The organism is Caldisericia bacterium (genome assembly GCA_030018355.1).
In the GTDB taxonomy this organism is placed as follows: Bacteria; Caldisericota; Caldisericia; order B22-G15; family B22-G15; genus JAAYUH01.
Genome location: JASEFN010000003.1, coordinates 256145 through 274279 on the forward strand (window position 1 = coordinate 256145; position 18135 = coordinate 274279).

An 18135-nucleotide genomic window follows, 5' to 3' on the forward strand; every position below is an offset into this window, starting at 1 on the left:
ATGAAATTAAGAACACTAAAAGATATAGATTTAAAAGGAAAAAGAGTTCTTTATAGAGTTGATTATAATGTTCCATTAACAGATGATTTAAAAGTAAGAGATGATACAAGAATTAAAGAGACACTTCCCACAATTGAGTACATGAGAAATAATGGCGCAATAATAATAATTCTTACACATTTAGGAAGACCAAAAGGTGAGAGAAAAAAAGAACTATCTTTAAAACCTGTTAGAGATAAATTAAGTGAATTGCTGAATTTAGATGTTAAATTAATTGATGATATTTTCAGTAATGATGCTAAAACTCAAGTTTTATCTCTTAAAGAAGGTGATATTGTTATGTTTGAAAATTTAAGATTCTATCCCGAAGAAGAGAAAAATGTTGAATCTTTTGCAGAATTATTAGCAGAATTTGGAGATATATATGTAAGTGATGCTTTTGCTGTTTCGCATAGAGAAAATACATCGGTTTTTCTTTTACCAAGTATGTTACCTTCATATGCTGGATTTTTAATGGAAAAAGAGGTAAATACTTTATCAAAACTTATTGAAAATCCAGAAAGACCTTATGTAATTATTATTGGTGGTGCAAAAGTATCTGATAAAATTGGTGTATTAAAAAATCTTGTTAATAAAGTTAATTCGATTTTAATTGGTGGTGGTTCAGCATTTACATTTCTTAAAGCAGAAGGATATAATATTGGATCTTCTATTTATGAAAGAGATATGGAAAATGTTGCAAAAGATATAATTGAACTTGCTTCTAAGAAAAATGTAAAATTTTTACTTCCTGTAGACATTCATGCAACTGAAGAATTAAAAGAGGGAAGAGATCATATGATTGTTCCAATTGAAAAAATTCCATATGATTGGTATGGAGTAGATATTGGTCCTAAAACTATTGAAATTTTTAAAGAAGAGATAAAAAATGCAAAGACTATTTTTTGGAGTGGTCCTCTTGGAGTTTATGAAATGGAATTATATTCTACTGGAACAAAAGAGATTGCAAAAGCTGTCAGCGAAACAGAAGGAATCAAAGTTGTTGGTGGTGGTGATACTATTTCAGCGTTAAATAAATTTGGTTTATTGGATAAAATGACTCATGTTTCAACTGGAGGTGGTGCTCTTCTTGAATTTTTAGAGGGAAAAATATTGCCAGGAATAAAAGTTTTAATGGAGGAGTAATTTATGTATGATTTAATAATAATAGGTGGAGGACCAGCAGGTCTTACTGCTTCAATCTATGCAAAGAGATTTGGTTTAGAAACTTTACTTATTGAAAAACTTGGAACTGGTGGTCAAGTGCCACTAACAGATTTAATTGAAAATTATCCAGGTTTTCCTCAAGGTATTTCTGGTGTTGAACTTGCAACAAATATTACTGAACAAGCAAAAAAATTTAATGTTGAAATAATAAATGATGAAGTTGTTAATGTTGAATTTAATGAAATAAAAAAGGTAAAAACAACTTTTGATGTTTACGAATCAAGAGGAGTTATTATAGCAACTGGAGCATCTCCAAAAAAACTTAATATTCCAGGAGAAAAAGAGTTTACTGGAAGAGGTGTATCTTATTGTGCAGTTTGTGATGCTTATTTTTATAAAAATAGAGATGTTGTAGTAGTTGGTGGTGGAGATTCAGCATTAACTGAGGCTCTTTATCTTACAACATTTGTAAATAAACTTTATCTTGTTCATAGAAGAGATAAATTTCGTGCTGCCCAATATTTACAGGAGAAGGTCTTTAATAATAAAAAAATAGAAATTATTCTTAATTCAGAATTAAAAGAGATTAAAGGCTATAAGAGAGTTGAGAAAGTTTTGATTTATAATAAAGAAAAGGGTGAAAATATTGAATTAAATGTGAGTGGGGTTTTTATTTATATAGGTTTAACCCCTAATACTGAATTGTTTAGAAATAAAATAAATCTTGATGAAAATGGTTTTATTATTACTGATGAGGATATGAGAACAAATATAAGATTTGTTTATGCTGCTGGAGATGTTAGAAGAAAAAGTCTAAGACAGATTATAACAGCATGTAGTGATGGAGCAATAGCAGCAAATACATTTTGTATAGACTCTTGTGATTAAATGTTAAAATTTGTTGGAGTTTACAAATTTTATGGAGAAAAAGAGGCTTTATCAAATATTAGTTTTGAGATAGAAAAGGGTGAGTTTGTATTTATTGCTGGTCCAACTGGTGCTGGTAAGACGACATTACTTAAACTTGTAAGAAAAGAGATTGAGCCAACAAGAGGTGAGATATTTTTTAAAAATAAATCATTAAAAAATATAAAAAATGTTTATGAATTAAGAAGAGAAATTGGAACGGTTTTTCAAGATTATAAACTTTTTCCAAAAAAAACAGTTTATGAAAATGTATCTTTTCCACTTGAAATTCTTGGTATACCAAATAGTGTAATAAGGAAAAAAGTTTATGAGGTTTTAAAAGAGGTTAATTTACTTGATAAAAGAAATCAATTTCCACATACTCTTTCAGGGGGTGAAAAACAAAGAGTTGCTATTGCAAGAGCAATTGTAAATGAACCAGATCTTCTTATTGCAGATGAACCAACTGGAAATCTTGATTGGAAAACTTCATTTTCAATAGTTGATCTTTTTGTTGAAATTAATTTAAAAGGTACAACAATTATTATGTCAACCCACAATGAAGAGATAATAAAAAGATATAATAAAAGAGTTATATATTTAAGAGATGGTAAAAAGGTTCATGAAAAGTATCCTCATATTTATTAGAGAATTAAAAGAAGCCTTAATAAATATAAGGAGATCAATTTTCTTAACACTTATTTATTTTATTGCTATTGTAGTTTCTCTTTACTCAATTGGAATGATCTTTTTCTTTCTTGATTATTCAAATGGTATTAAAAAGGGTGTTGAGAGTAAAATTGAAATATCGTTTTATTTAAAAAGAGATACAACTCAAGAAAGAATAAATGAAATTGAAAATGAAATTAAAATATTAAAAGGCGTTGAAAGTGTTAGATACATTTCTCCAGATATGGCTCTTGAAAATTTAATTAAAGAATATCCTGAATATGAAAATATTTTAAAAGATCTTAATAAAAATCCATTACCTCCTACTTTTTTTGTTAAGCCTGATTCTGTGTATTCTGTTAAAAACATAATTGATGCAATTTCAAAAATTCCTGAAATACAAGAATTTTTTTATTCAAAAGATTTAGTTGATAAAATATTATTTTCAATAAAAACTTTTTCTTTTTTAAGTATAGTCCTCTTTGCAATCTTTATTGGAATATTTATTTTCTTTTTATCATCAACAATCTCCCTTTCACTTTATGCAAGAAGAGAAGATATTGAGATTATGAGGTTAATTGGAACACAACCTTCATATATTAAAATGCCTTTTTATTACGAGGGAATAATTTTAAGTATTTTTGGAAGTATTATATCTTCTATTTTATTAAACAAATCTTATATTGAATTAAATAGACTCTTAAATCTTATTCTTCCATTTTTTGAAGTTGAAAGTTTTGTCAATAAATATGGGATTTTGCCATATATTTATTTGAATATATTAAGTATAATAATATCAATAATAGTTTCTTATTTTGTATTAAGAAGATATCTTAAGGAGATATATACATGAAAAAATTAATTCTTATTTTACTTTTAATTTTTTTACTCTTATCTCCATCTTTAATAAAGGCAGATGACGATTTAGAAAAAGAGAAGAAAATATTAAACAATTTAAAATCAACGCTTGAGTTATTTCAAAAAAAATTAAATGAAACAGTTTCTTATAAAAAAACAATTTTGGGTGAAATTGATGAAATTGAATCAAGGATAAAAGAAGTTAGTTTAAAAATAGCAAATTTAGAAAAAAATATAAATGATACAAAAAATAAAATTGAAATTTTAGAAAATAATATTCTTTTAACACAAATTGAAATTAATAAAGATAAAGAAATAATTGGTGATAAACTATTCTTAATTTATAAAATAAAAAATGAACTTCCAATTGATATTTATTTCTCTTCAAAAACAATAGGAGAACTTTTTACAAGAATTAATTTTTTAAATATTCTTATTAGATCAAATAGAGAATCTTTAGAAGAACTAAGAAAAAAGGAAGAGGCATTAAGAAAAGAAAAAGAGAATTTAGAAAAAGAAAAGAAGAATTTAGAATCTTTTTTAAAAGAAAATGAAATTTTAAAAAACTCCTTAACTCAAGAAGAGAAAAAGAGAGATGTTTTACTTAAAACTCTTTTAACAAAAGAAGAGGAATATAAAAAAGAGATAGAGATATATAAAAAGAAAATAGAGGAACAGGAAGAAAAAATTCAGGAAATAATAAGAAGAGCAGAACTTGCAAAAAGGTTGCCTGAAGTTGGAAATATAATTTGGCCTGTAAAAGGTTCAATTGTATCTCCTTTTGGAATGAGGATACATCCTATATATAAAGTTTGGGCATTTCATTCTGGAGTTGACATTGATGCTTCTACTGGAACACCAATTAAAGCGGTCGCTGATGGAATCGTAATTTATGCTGGATGGCTTGGCTCTTATGGTATTGTTGTATTTATAAAACATGGAGGAAATATCACAACAGTTTATGCTCATATGCAATATTTTACTGTTGAATTAAATCAATATATTAAACAAGGAGATATAATTGGATATGTTGATAATACTGGGTTATCAACTGGTCCACATCTTCATTTTGAAATAAGAATAGATGGGAAACCAGTTGATCCTCAAAAATGGCTACCATAAAAAGAGGTGAATTATGAGAAAAATTTACTTTATTTTTTTAATTTTGATTGTTTTATCTTTTATATTTGGCTTCTCTTTATCTTATTTAATTTTTAATAAACCAATAATTCCTATAGCAACAAATAAATTCGAACTATTAAATGAAGTTAGTGATCTTATTGTAAAAAATTATGTTGATGAAAAAAATGAGATTGATTTATGTAAAGGACTTGTCTCTTCATTAAATGATCCATATTCAAACTTTTTCACACCAGAGGAGTATTCAAAATTTAAAGAAGATATTTCTGGTGAATATGTTGGAATAGGAGTTTTAATTGGAATGAGAGACAATAAAATAAAAATTCTCCAAGTTTTTAAAAATTCTCCTGCTTTTGAGGCAGGCCTTCCAGTTGGTTCTTACATAATTGAAGTTGACGGAGTAAAAACTGAAAATTTGTCGCTTGATGAAGTTGCAAATATGGTCAGAGGAAAAGAGGGTACATTTGTGAATATTAAAGTTGAAAAAAATAGCGAAATTTTATCATTTAAAATACAAAGAAGAAAAATAGTTGCAGAAACAGTTAGTTATAAAATTATAGAAAATAATATCGGATATTTGAAAATTTTAACATTTACAGATAGCACTCCTAATGAAGTTGTAGACGCTCTAACAGAATTTAATAAAGAAAATATAAAAGGACTAATATTAGATTTAAGGGATAACCCTGGAGGATTACTTTCTTCTCTTAAAAAAGTTGCTGACTATTTACTTCCAGAAGGAACTCTTTTTTATATAGAAAAAAAGGGTGAAAAAATAGAAGTCAAAACTTATGGTAAAGGTCTTAATTTTCCTTTGGTTGTTTTGGTTAATGAAAATAGCGCCTCTGCAAGCGAAATTCTTGCTGGAGCAATTAAAGATAGAAATTTAGGAACTTTAATAGGAACAAAAACATATGGGAAGGGATTAATCCAAACTATTTATAATTTAAAAGGAGGATATGGTTTAGAATTAACAACTGAAAGATATTTAACTCCCAGTTTATATGCCCTTAATGGAAAAGGAATTGAACCAGATATTGTTATAGAATTTGAAGAAAATAAAGAAGATCCTTTTATGGATTCTCAAATGGTTAAAGCAATCGAATATTTAAAGAAGTTAATTAAATAAGAGATATAATTTAATTATGCTTATTGTAATTTCTGGACCATCTGGCTCTGGAAAGGGAACAATAATAAAAGAGGTTTTAAAGATAAGACCTGAATTAGTTTATTCAGTATCTTACACAACAAGACCAAAAAGAGAAGGAGAAGTTCATGGGAAAGATTACTATTTTATAAGTACAAGTGAATTTGAAGATTTAATAAAGAAAAATTTTTTTCTTGAATGGGCAAAAGTTTATAATTTCTATTATGGTACAAGCAAAGAATTTGTAATGGAAAATTTAAGAAAAAATAAAGATGTAATACTCGAAATAGAGATTCAAGGTGCAAGAAAAATAAGAGAAATTTTTGACAAACAAAATGCAGTTTTTATATTTATTGCTCCACCTGATTTTGAAGAACTTAAGAGAAGAATTCTCGAACGAAAAAGAGGAGAAACAGAAGATGAGATAAAAGAACGACTTAACTTTGCTGTTCAAGAACTTGAGGAAAGTAAAAAATATGATTATATTATTATTAATGACTCAGTAGAAAAAGCAGTTAAAGAAGTTATAGATATTATTGAAAAAGAAAGGAGGAAGTTTTATGGCGTTTAATTTTGATAGAGCAATTAAAAGAACAAAAGGAAATAAATATATTTTTACAATTGGAGTAATTAAGAGAGCAAAAGAACTATTTTCATTATATCCCTCACCTCAAAAATCTCCAGCCTCTTTTATTGATTTAGCAGCAAAAGATATAGAGGAAGAAAGAGTTGAGGTTATTAAATAATAAAAAAGTTTTAATAGGAATTACAGGTGGTATTGCTGCTTATAAAGTTCCAAATCTTATCAGAGATTTAATAAAATTAAATTGTGAAGTAAAAGTAATTCTAAGTGAAAGTGCATTAAATTTTTTAACTCCTTACACTTTAAAAATTTTAACTAAAAACGATGTTTTAATTGATCAATTTGAAACATATGATAAAGGAAAAATTATTCACACATCACTTGCAAATTGGCCAGATTTATATGTAATTGTTCCTGCAACTGCAAATACAATTGCAAAAATTAGAAATGGTATAGCAGATAATCTTATAACCCTCTTTCCACTTTCCTCAACAACCAAAATTCTAATTGTTCCATCAATGCATACAAATATGTATGAAAATAAGATAACTCAGGAAAATCTAAGTGTTTTAAAAGAGAGAGGTTTTTTTATTTTAGAACCAGAAATTGGTGTTCTTGCTGGGGGTGATATTGGGAAAGGAAGATTACCTGAAAATGAAAGAATTTTGTTTGAAATAATTTATTTACTTTATAAAAAACCTCTTAAAAATAAAAAGGTATTAATTACTGCAGGACCAACAAGAGAATTTATAGATAAAGTAAGATTTATTTCAAATCCTTCAAGTGGGAAAATGGGTTTTGAACTTGCAATTGAGAGCGTATTAAGAGGTGGAGATACAACTTTAATTTCTGGACCTGTTAATTTATTACCACCCCCAAGATTAAATTATATAGGTGTAAATTCTGCCTATGAGATGTTTAATGAAGTTTCTAAATATTTTGATAAGATAGATTATTTAATTATGTCATCTGCTGTTTGTGACTTTAAGCCTAAGGAAACTTATAAAGAAAAAATAAAAAAAGAAAATTTTTCTTATAATCTTCAACTTGAAGAAACAATTGATATCTTAAAAGAAGTTGGAAAAAGAAAAAAGCATCAAAAATTAATTGGATTTGCTCTTGAAACAGAAAATATTTTTGAGAATGCAAAAAAGAAACTTATTGAAAAAAATCTTGATATGATTGTAATAAATACAATATCAGAAGAGAGTGGTTTTGAGGTTGAAACAAATAAAATATCAATAATGAAAAAAGATGATAATAAAATATATTCTTTTCCTGTTTTACCAAAAAGTGAGGTTGCAAAAATAATTTTTGACTTTATGGAGGAGTTATGAACTGGGTTTATATTGAAGATTTAAAAGATTATGTTGGAAAGGATGTTGAAATAAGAGGATGGTTATACAATTCAAGGTTTTCAGGAAAGATAATTTTTTTAATTTTAAGAGATGGAACTGGTTTTGCACAATGTGTAGTTTCTCTTGGAGATGTGGGTGAAGAGATTTTTGAAAGAGCAAAAAAATTAACACTTGAATCTTCTTTAATTCTTAGAGGAGTTGTAAGAGAAGAGAAAAGAGCAATTGGTGGTTATGAAATTTTAACAAAAGATATTGAAATAATTCAGATTGTGGAAAATTATCCAATTGGACCAAAAGAGCATGGTATTGAATTTTTAATGGAAAATAGACATCTTTGGCTTCGATCAAGAAAACAATGGGCAATACAAAGAATAAGAAATGAACTTATAAAAAGTATCAGAGATTTCTTTTATGAAAACAAATTTTTACTTTTTGATTCTCCAATTTTAACACCATCTGCATGTGAGGGAACAACTACTCTTTTCGAAATAGATTATTTTGGTGAGAAAGCATTTCTTTCTCAAAGTGGTCAATTATATAATGAGATTGGTGCTGCAGCATTTGGTAAAGTTTATTGTTTTGGACCAACATTTAGAGCAGAAAAATCAAAGACAAGAAGACATCTTATGGAATTTTGGATGGTTGAACCAGAGGTTGCCTTTTTAGATCTTGAAGGAAATATGAAATTAATTGAAGATTTTGTTTCTTATATAGTACAAAGAGTTATTGAGAGAAAAAAAGAGGAATTAAAAATTCTTGAAAGAGATACTTCAAAACTTGAAAAGGTAAAACCTCCTTTTCCAAGGATAACATATACAGAAGCACTTGAAATATTAAAAAGGAAAGGGAAAGAGATACCTTGGGGTGATGATTTTGGAGGAGATGAGGAGACAGCAATATCAGAAGAGTTTGAAAAACCTGTAATGGTCTATAAATATCCAAAAAAATGTAAAGCGTTTTATATGAAAGAGGATCCAGAAAATCCTGATCTTTCACTTTCTGTTGATCTACTTGCTCCTGAAGGATACGGAGAAATTGTTGGTGGTGGACAAAGAGAGGATAGTTATGAAAAACTACTAAAAAGAATGGAAGAATTGAATATTCCAATTGGACCATATGAATGGTATCTTGAATTAAGAAAATATGGTACATTTCCTCATTCTGGATTTGGTCTTGGCGTTGAAAGAACTTTAGCATGGATTTGTGGAATACACCATGTTAGAGAGACAATACCTCTTCCAAGATTACTTGAAAGAATTTATCCATAAATTGTGTTAGAATTAAATTGATAAATTTTTTCAAAAAGGAGATTTTGATATGTATGTATATTTAAATAATGCAGCTACAACAAAAGTTGATGGAAGAGTTTTATTTAAAATGAGTAAATATTTTTCTGAACTTTATGAAAATCCAATGACTTCAAACTATTCTCCTCTTGCAAAGAATGTTGAAGATGAGATGGATAAAGCGAGAGAGTCTATTGCAAAATTACTCAATTGTAAACCAAATGAGATATATTTCACTTCAGGTGGTACTGAATCTGATAATTGGGCAATAAAAGGTATTTGTTTAAGAAATTGGGATAAAAAAGGAGAAATTATCTCAACTCCAATTGAGCATATGGCAATTATTGCAACTCTTAAAACTGTTGAAAAGTGGGGATTTAAAGTAAAATTTTTACCTGTGAATAAATACGGTATGGTTGATCCAGATGATTTAAAAAAGTTAATAACAAAAGATACTCTTCTTGTTTCAGTTATGCATGCAAATAATGAAATAGGAACTATTGAACCAATTGAAGAGATTGGAAAAATTTGTAGAGAAAAAGGAATTGTTTTTCATACAGATGCAGTTCAAACTGCGTGTCATATTGATATTGATGTTAAAAAAATGAATATTGATTTACTATCGCTTTCTGCACATAAATTTTATGGACCAAAAGGAGTTGGTGCACTTTTTATAAGAGAAGGAGTTGAAATAGATCCATTTATGGATGGCGGACATCAAGAGAAAGGTTTAAGATCTGGTACACACAACTCTCCATCAATTATTGGAATGGGAGAAGCAGTTAATATTGCTTTAAAAGAGATGGAAGAAGAAAGAAAAAATGTACTTTATATGAGAAATATGATAGAAGAAAAAATTAAAAATCTTGAAGGTGTTTATATAAATGGAGATCCTTATAAAAGATTACCAAATAATTTAAGTATATCAATTGAGGGTGTAAAAGCAGAATCTCTTTTAGTTTATCTTGCATTAAATGGAATAATTGTCTCTGCTGGTGCTGCATGCAGTGCAAAAGAAAAAGAGGTTTCACATGTATTAAAAGCAATTGGTCTTCCAGAAGATCTTGCTTACAATACAATAAGAATTTCACTTGGAAAATTTAATTATCCAAAAGAAATTGAATATTTTAATGAAGTTTTAGAAACAGGTATTAAAAAGTTAAGAGAATTAGCACCAAGATAAGGACATTCTAATGTATTTATTTGGAGAAAAATTTGTAGATCACTTTTTAAATCCAAGAAATGTTGGAGAGATTGAGAATCCAGATTCTATTGGTATAGTAGAAGAGGAAAAAGGCGGAGGCAAAATTATTTTTTATATAAAGGTTAATGGAGATAGAATTATTGATATTAAGTATAAAATTTTAGGATGTCCATCAGCAATCAGTAGTGCGAGTTTAATTTCAGAAAGTTTTATAGGAGCGACATTAGAAGAGTGTTTAAAAATTGATATAAATTTTTTAAAAAATAATTTTGGAGATTTATCTCAAGACGTTCTTTATTGTGGAAATTTATCAATTGAAGCATTTAAGAATGCAATTATTAATTTCTTAAAAAAGGAGGAAAAGAATGATTGATAGAGAAAAAGTAATTGAAGTTTTAAAAGGAATATATGATCCAGAGATACCAATAAATATTTGGGATCTTGGACTTGTATATAAACTTGATATAAATGAAAATAACGATATTTATATTTTAATGACACTTACATTTGCAGGTTGTCCTATTGGAAGTTATCTTATAAATAAGGTTGAAGAAGAGTTGAAAAAAATTGAAAATGTTAACAATGTAAAAGTTGAATTAACATTTGATCCTCCATGGACACCAGATAGAATAAATGAAGAGGTAAAAAAAGAGTTAGGAATTTAATGTTTATGAAAAGAATATATCTTGATAATGCAACAACAACAAGGGTTGATGATGAGGTTTTAAAAGAGATAAACTATTATTATACAGAGATTTATGGTGTTCCATCTTCAATTTTTAGTCATAGAGAAGGTCTTTTGGCAAAAGAAAAAGTGGAAAGCACAAGAGAGTTAATTTCAAAAAAGATAAATAAAAAAGAGGGTGAAATAATTTTCACTTCAGGTGGAACTGAAGGAAATAATATTATTATAAAAGGAGTGAGTAATAAACTTAAAGAAAAGGGAAATCACTTGATAACCTCTCCGATAGAACACCTTTCAGTTTTAAATGTAATGAAGTTCCTTGAAAAGAAAGGATTTCAAATTTCATATGTTAGAGTTGACAAAAATGGTTTTGTAGATTTAGATGAATTAAAAAAACTAATTAAAAAAGATACCATTTTAATTTCAATTCAACATGTAAATCAAGAAACAGGTGTCATTCAAAATATTGAAGAGATTGGAAAAATTGCAAAAGAAAAAGAAGTTTTATTTCATGTTGATAGTTCTCTTGGTTTTCCATTTTTAGATGTTGATGTAGAGAAAATGAATATCGATTTTTTAACTATTACAGCCCATAAATTTCATGGTCCAAAAGGAGTTGGGGCAATTTACATAAGAGATTTGAATAAACTTAAACCTATTATGCATGGTGGATACAATGAATTTAACTTAAGACCAGGAACAGAAAATGTGCCTTTGATTGCTGGTTTAGGAAAAGCAATAGAAATCTTTAATAAAGAAGATTATAAAAGAATTAATGAGTTAAGATTATATTTACTTGAAAAAATTAAAAATGAAATTTCAGATATAAGGATTAATACACCAATTGAAAAATCTCATTCAGGAATTTTAAATATAACATTTTATTTTGTTGAAGGAGAATCTATTGTTTTACGAATGGATATGGTGGGAGTTTCTCTTATAACTGGTTCTGCATGTTATAGTAAATCTCTTGAAGCAAGCCATGTTTTACTTGCTATGGGTTTATCACATGAAGATGCACATGGTTCAATTAGATTTTCTCTTTCAAAATACAATACAAAAGAAGAAATTGATTATGTGGTTGAAGAATTGAAAAAAACAATTAAATTTTTAAGAGACCTTAGTCCTCTTAAAAGGGAGAATTAACCATGTCAATGCCATATTCTAAAAAAGTTATTGAACTTTTTTTAAACCCAAAAAATGTTGGTGAAATAGAAAATCCAGATGGTTTTGCAACAGAAGGTAGTCCTGCATGTGGAGATATGGTTTCTGTATATATAAAAGTTGATAAAGAAACTCAAAGAATTGTAGATATAAAGTTTAAATCTTTTGGATGTGCATCAAATATAGCAACTGCATCAATTGTAACTGAGATGGTTAAAGGTAAAACTATTGAAGAAGCAAAGAAAATAACATGGAAAGAAGTTGTTGATGAGTTAGGTGGTCTCCCACCCATTAAACTTCATTGTTCAATACTTGCAGTTGATGCACTTCAAGCAGCAATAACAAATTATGAAGAGAAAATGGGAATTCAGAAAGAAAAGGTTCCAACAGATGAAAATTTAATTAGAAAAAGACTTAGACATGTTATTGACCCAAATACTGGGAAAGAAATTATTGGTAGTGGAGTTGTTAAAAAAATTGAGATAAAAGATGGAATTATAAATATCGAACTCAATATGAGCGAATTAAATCAATTTGCTAATTCAATAAAAGAAGAGATTCAAGAAAAATTAAAATATAGATGGGATGTAAAGGAGGTAAATGTAAAATTTTCAGATTAAAATGCTGGAGTTTATTTTAGCAACAAATTTAAAAAAAGATCTACTTGAGATTCTTGATGAAGTTGAAAAAGGAAGATCATATCTCATTGTTAAAAAGGGTAAACCTTCTGCTGTTCTTCTTAATGTAGAATATTATGAAAGTCTAATTGAAACTGTAAAACTTCTTAAAGATAAAGAATTTTTAAAAGAATATTTAAAAATTGAAGAAGATTAGACTCCTTTTAGATAATTACTACTTGTCAAACGAAGATGTTTACAAAAATGGAAAAGTTATCTATTCTACAAAAATTAATTTTAATTATTTCAAATTTTCTTTAATAATCCTTTCAGCAAGAAAGTTTGATAAAGAGAAAATTTTAAAAATTTTAAATTCATTTAATCAAAAAGAAATTTATGAATATATCTTTGTTGTAGGAAAAAAGGAGGACAAAGAGTGGTTAATTAAAAATTTAAATATATTGAATGGAAAAGTCATTTTAAATCCCAATCCACATGATGTATTGTATACATCAATTAAACTCTCATTAAGAGCAATAAGTGAAAGAATAGATTATATCTGTTTTCATTTTTCAGTTTTGTCAGAAATTAAAAAAGAGACTGTTAAATATTTAATTGAAAGAGTTATAAAAAGTGATAAAGATATTTTTATTCCTATTTATCTTTCAAAAAGAGGACATCCTATCATTTTTAAAAAGGAAATGAAGAAAATTTTAAGTTCATTAAGAAAAGAAAAAGGACTTCCTTATATTTTAAAAAATTTCAAAGATAGAATAGAAGAGATTGATGTTAGTGATGTAGGAATTTTAAAATGAGAATTGCAACATGGAATATAAATTCAATAAAATTAAGAATTGAATATTTAATTAAATTGATAAAAGATTATCAAATAGATGTAATTTGTCTTCAAGAAACAAAAATTAGTGACGAAAATTTTCCAATTGAACCTTTTGAAAAAGAGAATCTTTTTGTTTCTTATTCTGGTGAAGGTGGAAGAAATGGAGTTGCAATTATATCTAAATTAAAGCCAAAGTTCGAAAGAATTGGTTTTTTGGATGGAGAGGAGGATACTGAGAGAAGATTAATTGCTGTTAAAATAGAAGATAAATATTTTGTTAGTGTTTATGTGCCTCTTGGAGGACCAAAATCTTCAGAAAGATTTTTTTATAAATTAAGATTTTTTGATAGATTAAAAAGATATTTTAATAGATTCCACAAAAACGATGAAAAAATATTTCTTTGTGGAGATTTTAATGTAGCACTTGAAGAGATAGATGTGTATAACCCACAAGAACTTGAAGGAGAGATTGGATTTTTAAAAGAAGAGAGAGAAAAACTTAAAGAATTTTTGGATTGGGGATTTTATGATTCATTTAGGTTTATTTATCCAGATAAAAAAGAATTTTCTTGGTGGGATTATAGATGGAATTCATATGAAAAAAATCGAGGAATGAGACTTGATTATATATTTATAACACAAACCCTTATAGAAAATTTAGTGGATGTAATTTTATTAAAAAACTATAGAGAAATTGAAAAGCCATCAGATCACATTCCGGTTATAGTAAGTATAAAATGAAATTATAATATCTAAAAATTTGTTTTGATTAAATTTCTTTTTAAATTTATTTCATAACTTTTTTTAAAATGATAACCATAAATTGTTAATGTGATGTAAGTTATTATTGATTTTGGATTTTTTATAATAGTTTTTATAAAGGTTTTCCAATAATAAAATCTTGAATTTTCAATTAGTCCCAATTTAAATGTTGATTTTAAAAAGGCTAAAAAAGCGGGATAAATTTCAGATAAACAAATTTTATGTTTATTTTTTGGTTTATAATTTTTTATAAAATTCCAAACTCTTTGATAAAATTCTTTATAAGAATATAAATCATTGATTATGTTTTTATATCCTTCAATCAATTTTTCCTTACTTAACCTTTTAGGAATAAAATTAACAAGAAAATCTGTATTATTACCACTACTTATATTTAAAATTCTATTTTCTTTCCTTAATCTATAAAAAAGTTTTGTTTCTGGAAGAACATTCAAAATTCCTACCATCGCTGTTACTATACCACTTTTTTGAACAAATTTTTTCATTTTATCAAAAATTGAAACATCATCATTATCAAAACCAATTATAAACCCACCCATAACCTCAAATCCTCTTTTTTGTAAAATTTTTATATCATCAATTAAATTTCTTTTAGTATTTTGTATTTTATTAGCCTCTTTTAAACTTTCCTCATCAGGTGTTTCAATTCCAATAAAAACTTTATTAAAATTTGCTTCAATCATTAAATCCATAAGTTCATTATCATCAGTAAGATTAATTGATGTTTCAGTAAAAAGATTGAAAGGGAAATGTTTTTCCTTTTGCCAATCTATTAAATACTTAAGCATTTCTTTAACATTTTTTTTATTTCCTATAAAGTTATCATCAACAATAAAAACTGAGCCTCTCCACTTTTTTTCATATAATACATCAAACTCCTTTATCATCTGTTCAGGTGTTTTTGTTCTTGGTATTCTTCCGTTTATTAAAACAATATCGCAAAATTCACAATCAAATGGACATCCTCTTGAATATTGAATTGACATTGATGCATAATTTTTAAAATTAATTAAATCCCATTTTGGCAATGGAACAAACCTTAAATCAGGTTTTTCTTCTTGTTTATAAATGTGTTTAAGTTCATTATTTAAGATATCTTGAATTAATTGTGGCATAATTAATTCCCCCTCACCTATTACAATTGAATCTATATCTGGATAATCAACAAAGGCAGTTGTAAAAAGTGGACCTCCTGCAACTATTTTTTTATTAAATTTTTTAATCCTCTTTAATATACTATCTAAGGAATCTTTTTGAACAAGCATAGCACTTATAAAAATAAAATCTGCTATTATAAGAGTTATATTTTTCTTAAATGTTACATATGATAATATATACATTAGAATGGAATTTATTGATATTGAAAATATTTTTGGATTTGAAAAAGATTTTAAAGATTTAGAAGTTAAAGAGGATAAGTTCAAAAATTTTTATTTTAAAAAAGTAAAATTTAGAAGCACTCTTCAATCAATGTATGATGAAAATAATTTTATATATGGTTATATATTTTATCCAGAAAAAAATTATAATGGAATAAATATAATTGCAATTCATCCTGTTCATGAAGCATATCCAGCATTTGAGTATGCTTGTGTTTACTATTTTACAAAAAGGTGTTATAAAGTTTCTTATATTTCACTTCCATATCATAGAGAAAGAACTCCCAAAGGAAAAAAATGCGGTGAACTTTTCTTTAGCAATGAAGATGAAGATTATTTCTTTTCAATGAGACAAAGTGTTGTTGATTTAAGGCACTTTATATATTTTTTAAAAACTTATGAGAATGATTTAAACTTTTATGGAATTGGACTTTCCTTGGGAGCAATTTTATTAAATATTTTAATGGGAGTAGATAATGAAATTAAAAAAGGAGTTTCAATTATGGGAGGAGGAAATATTTTAAGATTAACTTGGGAGGGCCTTTATGGAATTTCATCAAGAAGATATTATAAAAGCAAAGGTTTAAACTATGAAACATATAAGAAGGAGTTAAAAGAATATTTAAATTATATTGAAAAAGTTAAAAAAGAGAAAAAATTAATAAAAACAGATAAATTATGGTATCTTGTGGATCCATTAACTTACTCATCTTTTAATAATCCAAGAAATGTTCTTTTTATTAACGGAATTTTTGATTTTGTGGTTGTGAAAAGTTCTGTAATTGAACTTTGGAAAAATTTGGGAAAACCAAAATTAATTTGGATTCCATCAAGTCACTATTTTATACCTGTTTTTTTCCCATTTGTTCTTTATCTCTCAGAAATGTTTTTTAAAAGTTAAAACATTTTTATGAAATTTTGCTAATTTTAAAAATTTATTATATAATTTAAACTTGTGAATTTTATTTAGGAGGAGTGAGTTTTATGGCAAGAAGATGTGATATTTGTGGAAAAGGGCCAATGAGTGGAAACAATGTTTCCCACTCAAATAGAAAAACAAGAAGAGTTTGGAGACCAAACTTACATAAAGTTACTAAATTGGTAAATGGAAAACTTCTTAGACTTAATGTTTGTTCAAAATGTTATAAGAAACTTGATGAACTTATAGCGACTCGCTTATAGCAAGGAGAAGGCCTTCATCAAATTGAACTTCTCCTTCTTTTCCAATGAATTCATTACTTAGTGTTATTGAACTTCCTAAGTAAATATTTTTACTATCAAGTTCATATTTAAAATTTTTGATCTTTAAATTTTTTATTTCAAAAGTTAAAGGATAAAAAGAGACAATTCCACAATTTCTTTTTTGAAATTTATAATATTTATTAATTATAAAAATAAAACAAGGAGGGTGAAAGATTAATCCTTTCCCACCCTCCTTGTGAATTTTTATTAGAAGAGAAATGTTGAATAGAGTATGATCAATTCTTTCTCCAATAGCACCCCAAAATTCAATTTCTTTAAAACCTCTTTCAATTAAATAATCAACAGCAAGTTCAGAATCACTTTTATCTTTTTCTTTTGGAAAAATTATTTTATTTTTAAATTCAACCTCATTTATAGAATCAAGATCTCCAATTATTAAATCTGGTTCAATATTAAGTTTAATAGAATTTAAATAACCACCATTGCATGTAACTATAAATGGTCTATTTTTTACTCTTTTTTTATATTCATCATATTGAGTAGATAGATTTCCATTTAAGATAACAATTGCTCTTTTTAAATTCTCCAAATTTCTTTTCTTCTCCTTAATAGATATAATACAAGAATTGCAACAATAGTTCCAGGTATAAGATGAGATAGTATATAAGATGCTACATAAAAGTGGACATTCATTCCTTTAGGCGCAAATTGAGTAAAATATAGAATTCCTGAAATATAATGGAAAATAAATCTTCCAAATGCACCAACAATTACTCCTAAAATCCAATATCTATTTTTAAAAACAGAAAGTCCTGCTAAACCCAGAGCCATATGAGCAAATGGATAATCAAGTAAAAGTTGGAATGGATGAATAACAAAATAATCTGTCAATAATAAAAGGAACCCTACTATTGCTCCTAAAATTATTCCACTTTTAATGCCTCTTTTAAGGGACAAAAAGAAAACAGGTATCATATCAAGGCCAATATTTCCACCCTGTGGCATTTGAAAGAAAATTTTACTTAAATATGCAAGAAGTAAACCTAATGCACTCAAAATTCCTATTTCAGTTATTTCTTTAATAGACAAAAATTTAACTTTCATTTAAT

Annotated in this window: 23 protein-coding genes; 20 read left to right on the plus strand and 3 right to left on the minus strand. The window is 26.7% G+C overall.

Going from position 1 to position 18135, the window contains the following annotated elements:
• Genes QMD25_04620 through xth form a run of 18 tightly spaced genes read left to right on the plus strand, consistent with a single transcriptional unit; the run spans position 1 to position 14402 of the window.
• The gene (locus QMD25_04620) at positions 1–1185 is read left to right on the plus strand and encodes a phosphoglycerate kinase (GenBank protein MDI6861281.1); all 1185 of its coding nucleotides are present in this window, start codon (positions 1–3) and stop codon (positions 1183–1185) included.
• 3 nt (positions 1186–1188) lie between these two features.
• Positions 1189–2094, plus strand: a complete 906-nt coding sequence (gene trxB / locus QMD25_04625; GenBank protein MDI6861282.1) for a thioredoxin-disulfide reductase — start codon at positions 1189–1191, stop codon at positions 2092–2094.
• Positions 2095–2760, plus strand: coding sequence for an ATP-binding cassette domain-containing protein (locus tag QMD25_04630; GenBank protein MDI6861283.1), 666 nt, complete (start codon positions 2095–2097; stop codon positions 2758–2760).
• Positions 2735–3634, plus strand: coding sequence for a permease-like cell division protein FtsX (locus tag QMD25_04635; GenBank protein ID MDI6861284.1), 900 nt, complete (start codon positions 2735–2737; stop codon positions 3632–3634). Before QMD25_04630 ends, QMD25_04635 begins: the two co-directional genes overlap by 26 nt.
• Positions 3631–4761, plus strand: coding sequence for a peptidoglycan DD-metalloendopeptidase family protein (locus QMD25_04640; protein MDI6861285.1), 1131 nt, complete (start codon positions 3631–3633; stop codon positions 4759–4761). The genes QMD25_04635 and QMD25_04640 overlap by 4 nt, the downstream gene beginning before the upstream one ends.
• 13 nt (positions 4762–4774) lie before the next feature.
• Entirely contained in the window at positions 4775–5908 is a 1134-nt protein-coding gene (locus tag QMD25_04645; protein ID MDI6861286.1) for a S41 family peptidase, read from the plus strand.
• Between the two features lie 16 nt (positions 5909–5924).
• Positions 5925–6497, plus strand: coding sequence for a guanylate kinase (gmk, locus tag QMD25_04650; GenBank protein ID MDI6861287.1), 573 nt, complete (start codon positions 5925–5927; stop codon positions 6495–6497).
• Complete coding sequence (locus tag QMD25_04655) at positions 6487–6672, plus strand: hypothetical protein (protein MDI6861288.1); 186 nt, start codon at positions 6487–6489, stop codon at positions 6670–6672. Before gmk ends, QMD25_04655 begins: the two co-directional genes overlap by 11 nt.
• Positions 6656–7846, plus strand: coding sequence for a bifunctional phosphopantothenoylcysteine decarboxylase/phosphopantothenate--cysteine ligase CoaBC (coaBC, locus tag QMD25_04660; protein MDI6861289.1), 1191 nt, complete (start codon positions 6656–6658; stop codon positions 7844–7846). The genes QMD25_04655 and coaBC overlap by 17 nt, the downstream gene beginning before the upstream one ends.
• Complete coding sequence (gene asnS / locus QMD25_04665; GenBank protein MDI6861290.1) at positions 7843–9135, plus strand: asparagine--tRNA ligase; 1293 nt, start codon at positions 7843–7845, stop codon at positions 9133–9135. Before coaBC ends, asnS begins: the two co-directional genes overlap by 4 nt.
• Before the next feature lie 49 nt (positions 9136–9184).
• Complete coding sequence (locus QMD25_04670) at positions 9185–10336, plus strand: cysteine desulfurase family protein (protein ID MDI6861291.1); 1152 nt, start codon at positions 9185–9187, stop codon at positions 10334–10336.
• A 10-nt stretch (positions 10337–10346) separates the two neighbouring features.
• Complete coding sequence (locus tag QMD25_04675) at positions 10347–10730, plus strand: iron-sulfur cluster assembly scaffold protein (GenBank protein ID MDI6861292.1); 384 nt, start codon at positions 10347–10349, stop codon at positions 10728–10730.
• Positions 10723–11022: an iron-sulfur cluster assembly protein gene (locus QMD25_04680; protein MDI6861293.1), complete on the plus strand. Its 300-nt coding sequence runs from the start codon at positions 10723–10725 to the stop codon at positions 11020–11022. Before QMD25_04675 ends, QMD25_04680 begins: the two co-directional genes overlap by 8 nt.
• Before the next feature lie 5 nt (positions 11023–11027).
• A complete protein-coding gene (locus QMD25_04685) occupies positions 11028–12188 on the plus strand; it encodes a cysteine desulfurase family protein (protein ID MDI6861294.1) in 1161 nt (386 codons plus the stop codon).
• 2 nt (positions 12189–12190) lie between these two features.
• Positions 12191–12826 (plus strand): iron-sulfur cluster assembly scaffold protein, encoded by a 636-nt coding sequence (locus QMD25_04690; protein ID MDI6861295.1) that lies wholly within the window; start codon positions 12191–12193, stop codon positions 12824–12826.
• 1 nt (position 12827) lies between these two features.
• The gene (locus QMD25_04695) at positions 12828–13040 is read left to right on the plus strand and encodes a type II toxin-antitoxin system prevent-host-death family antitoxin (protein MDI6861296.1); all 213 of its coding nucleotides are present in this window, start codon (positions 12828–12830) and stop codon (positions 13038–13040) included.
• Positions 13027–13638: an NTP transferase domain-containing protein gene (locus QMD25_04700; GenBank protein ID MDI6861297.1), complete on the plus strand. Its 612-nt coding sequence runs from the start codon at positions 13027–13029 to the stop codon at positions 13636–13638. Before QMD25_04695 ends, QMD25_04700 begins: the two co-directional genes overlap by 14 nt.
• Positions 13635–14402 carry an exodeoxyribonuclease III gene (gene xth / locus QMD25_04705; GenBank protein MDI6861298.1) on the plus strand — a complete coding sequence of 256 codons (768 nt, stop codon included), beginning with the start codon at positions 13635–13637 and terminating at the stop codon, positions 14400–14402. Before QMD25_04700 ends, xth begins: the two co-directional genes overlap by 4 nt.
• Positions 14403–14413: 11 nt before the next feature.
• On the opposite strand, the gene QMD25_04710 is transcribed toward xth, so the two are convergent.
• Positions 14414–15784 carry a DUF4070 domain-containing protein gene (locus QMD25_04710; protein MDI6861299.1) on the minus strand — a complete coding sequence of 457 codons (1371 nt, stop codon included), beginning with the start codon at positions 15782–15784 and terminating at the stop codon, positions 14414–14416.
• Between the two features lie 4 nt (positions 15785–15788).
• On the opposite strand from QMD25_04710, the gene QMD25_04715 reads away from it, so the two are divergent.
• Both QMD25_04715 and rpmB read left to right on the plus strand, forming a co-directional pair.
• The gene (locus tag QMD25_04715; GenBank protein ID MDI6861300.1) at positions 15789–16724 is read left to right on the plus strand and encodes a hypothetical protein; all 936 of its coding nucleotides are present in this window, start codon (positions 15789–15791) and stop codon (positions 16722–16724) included.
• Positions 16725–16807: 83 nt separating this feature from the next.
• Entirely contained in the window at positions 16808–17005 is a 198-nt protein-coding gene (gene rpmB / locus QMD25_04720; GenBank protein ID MDI6861301.1) for a 50S ribosomal protein L28, read from the plus strand.
• Here the strand turns inward: rpmB and QMD25_04725 are convergent.
• Both QMD25_04725 and thiT read right to left on the minus strand, forming a co-directional pair.
• The gene (locus QMD25_04725) at positions 16986–17615 is read right to left on the minus strand and encodes a thiamine diphosphokinase (protein ID MDI6861302.1); all 630 of its coding nucleotides are present in this window, start codon (positions 17613–17615) and stop codon (positions 16986–16988) included. The two genes, rpmB and QMD25_04725, sit on opposite strands and share 20 nt — an antisense overlap.
• Positions 17603–18130, minus strand: coding sequence for an energy-coupled thiamine transporter ThiT (thiT, locus tag QMD25_04730; GenBank protein ID MDI6861303.1), 528 nt, complete (start codon positions 18128–18130; stop codon positions 17603–17605). The genes QMD25_04725 and thiT overlap by 13 nt, the downstream gene beginning before the upstream one ends.
• Between the last annotated feature and the right edge of the window lie 5 nt (positions 18131–18135).

Excerpts from the sequence above, each read along its gene's own strand:
- thiT (MDI6861303.1), bottom strand. The coding sequence starts at position 18,130 with ATGAAAGTTAAATTTTTGTCTATTAAAGAAATAACTGAAATAGGAATT.
- trxB (MDI6861282.1), top strand. The coding sequence starts at position 1,189 with ATGTATGATTTAATAATAATAGGTGGAGGACCAGCAGGTCTTACTGCT.
- QMD25_04635 (MDI6861284.1), top strand. The coding sequence starts at position 2,735 with ATGAAAAGTATCCTCATATTTATTAGAGAATTAAAAGAAGCCTTAATA.
- QMD25_04675 (MDI6861292.1), top strand. The coding sequence starts at position 10,347 with ATGTATTTATTTGGAGAAAAATTTGTAGATCACTTTTTAAATCCAAGA.
- QMD25_04630 (MDI6861283.1), top strand. The coding sequence starts at position 2,095 with ATGTTAAAATTTGTTGGAGTTTACAAATTTTATGGAGAAAAAGAGGCT.
- QMD25_04690 (MDI6861295.1), top strand. The coding sequence starts at position 12,191 with ATGTCAATGCCATATTCTAAAAAAGTTATTGAACTTTTTTTAAACCCA.
- QMD25_04655 (MDI6861288.1), top strand. The coding sequence starts at position 6,487 with ATGGCGTTTAATTTTGATAGAGCAATTAAAAGAACAAAAGGAAATAAA.
- gmk (MDI6861287.1), top strand. The coding sequence starts at position 5,925 with ATGCTTATTGTAATTTCTGGACCATCTGGCTCTGGAAAGGGAACAATA.
- QMD25_04670 (MDI6861291.1), top strand. The coding sequence starts at position 9,185 with ATGTATGTATATTTAAATAATGCAGCTACAACAAAAGTTGATGGAAGA.
- QMD25_04715 (MDI6861300.1), top strand. The coding sequence starts at position 15,789 with ATGGAATTTATTGATATTGAAAATATTTTTGGATTTGAAAAAGATTTT.
- QMD25_04685 (MDI6861294.1), top strand. The coding sequence starts at position 11,028 with ATGAAAAGAATATATCTTGATAATGCAACAACAACAAGGGTTGATGAT.
- QMD25_04710 (MDI6861299.1), bottom strand. The coding sequence starts at position 15,784 with ATGTATATATTATCATATGTAACATTTAAGAAAAATATAACTCTTATA.
- QMD25_04645 (MDI6861286.1), top strand. The coding sequence starts at position 4,775 with ATGAGAAAAATTTACTTTATTTTTTTAATTTTGATTGTTTTATCTTTT.
- QMD25_04640 (MDI6861285.1), top strand. The coding sequence starts at position 3,631 with ATGAAAAAATTAATTCTTATTTTACTTTTAATTTTTTTACTCTTATCT.
- rpmB (MDI6861301.1), top strand. The coding sequence starts at position 16,808 with ATGGCAAGAAGATGTGATATTTGTGGAAAAGGGCCAATGAGTGGAAAC.
- QMD25_04680 (MDI6861293.1), top strand. The coding sequence starts at position 10,723 with ATGATTGATAGAGAAAAAGTAATTGAAGTTTTAAAAGGAATATATGAT.
- QMD25_04695 (MDI6861296.1), top strand. The coding sequence starts at position 12,828 with ATGCTGGAGTTTATTTTAGCAACAAATTTAAAAAAAGATCTACTTGAG.
- xth (MDI6861298.1), top strand. The coding sequence starts at position 13,635 with ATGAGAATTGCAACATGGAATATAAATTCAATAAAATTAAGAATTGAA.
- QMD25_04620 (MDI6861281.1), top strand. The coding sequence starts at position 1 with ATGAAATTAAGAACACTAAAAGATATAGATTTAAAAGGAAAAAGAGTT.
- asnS (MDI6861290.1), top strand. The coding sequence starts at position 7,843 with ATGAACTGGGTTTATATTGAAGATTTAAAAGATTATGTTGGAAAGGAT.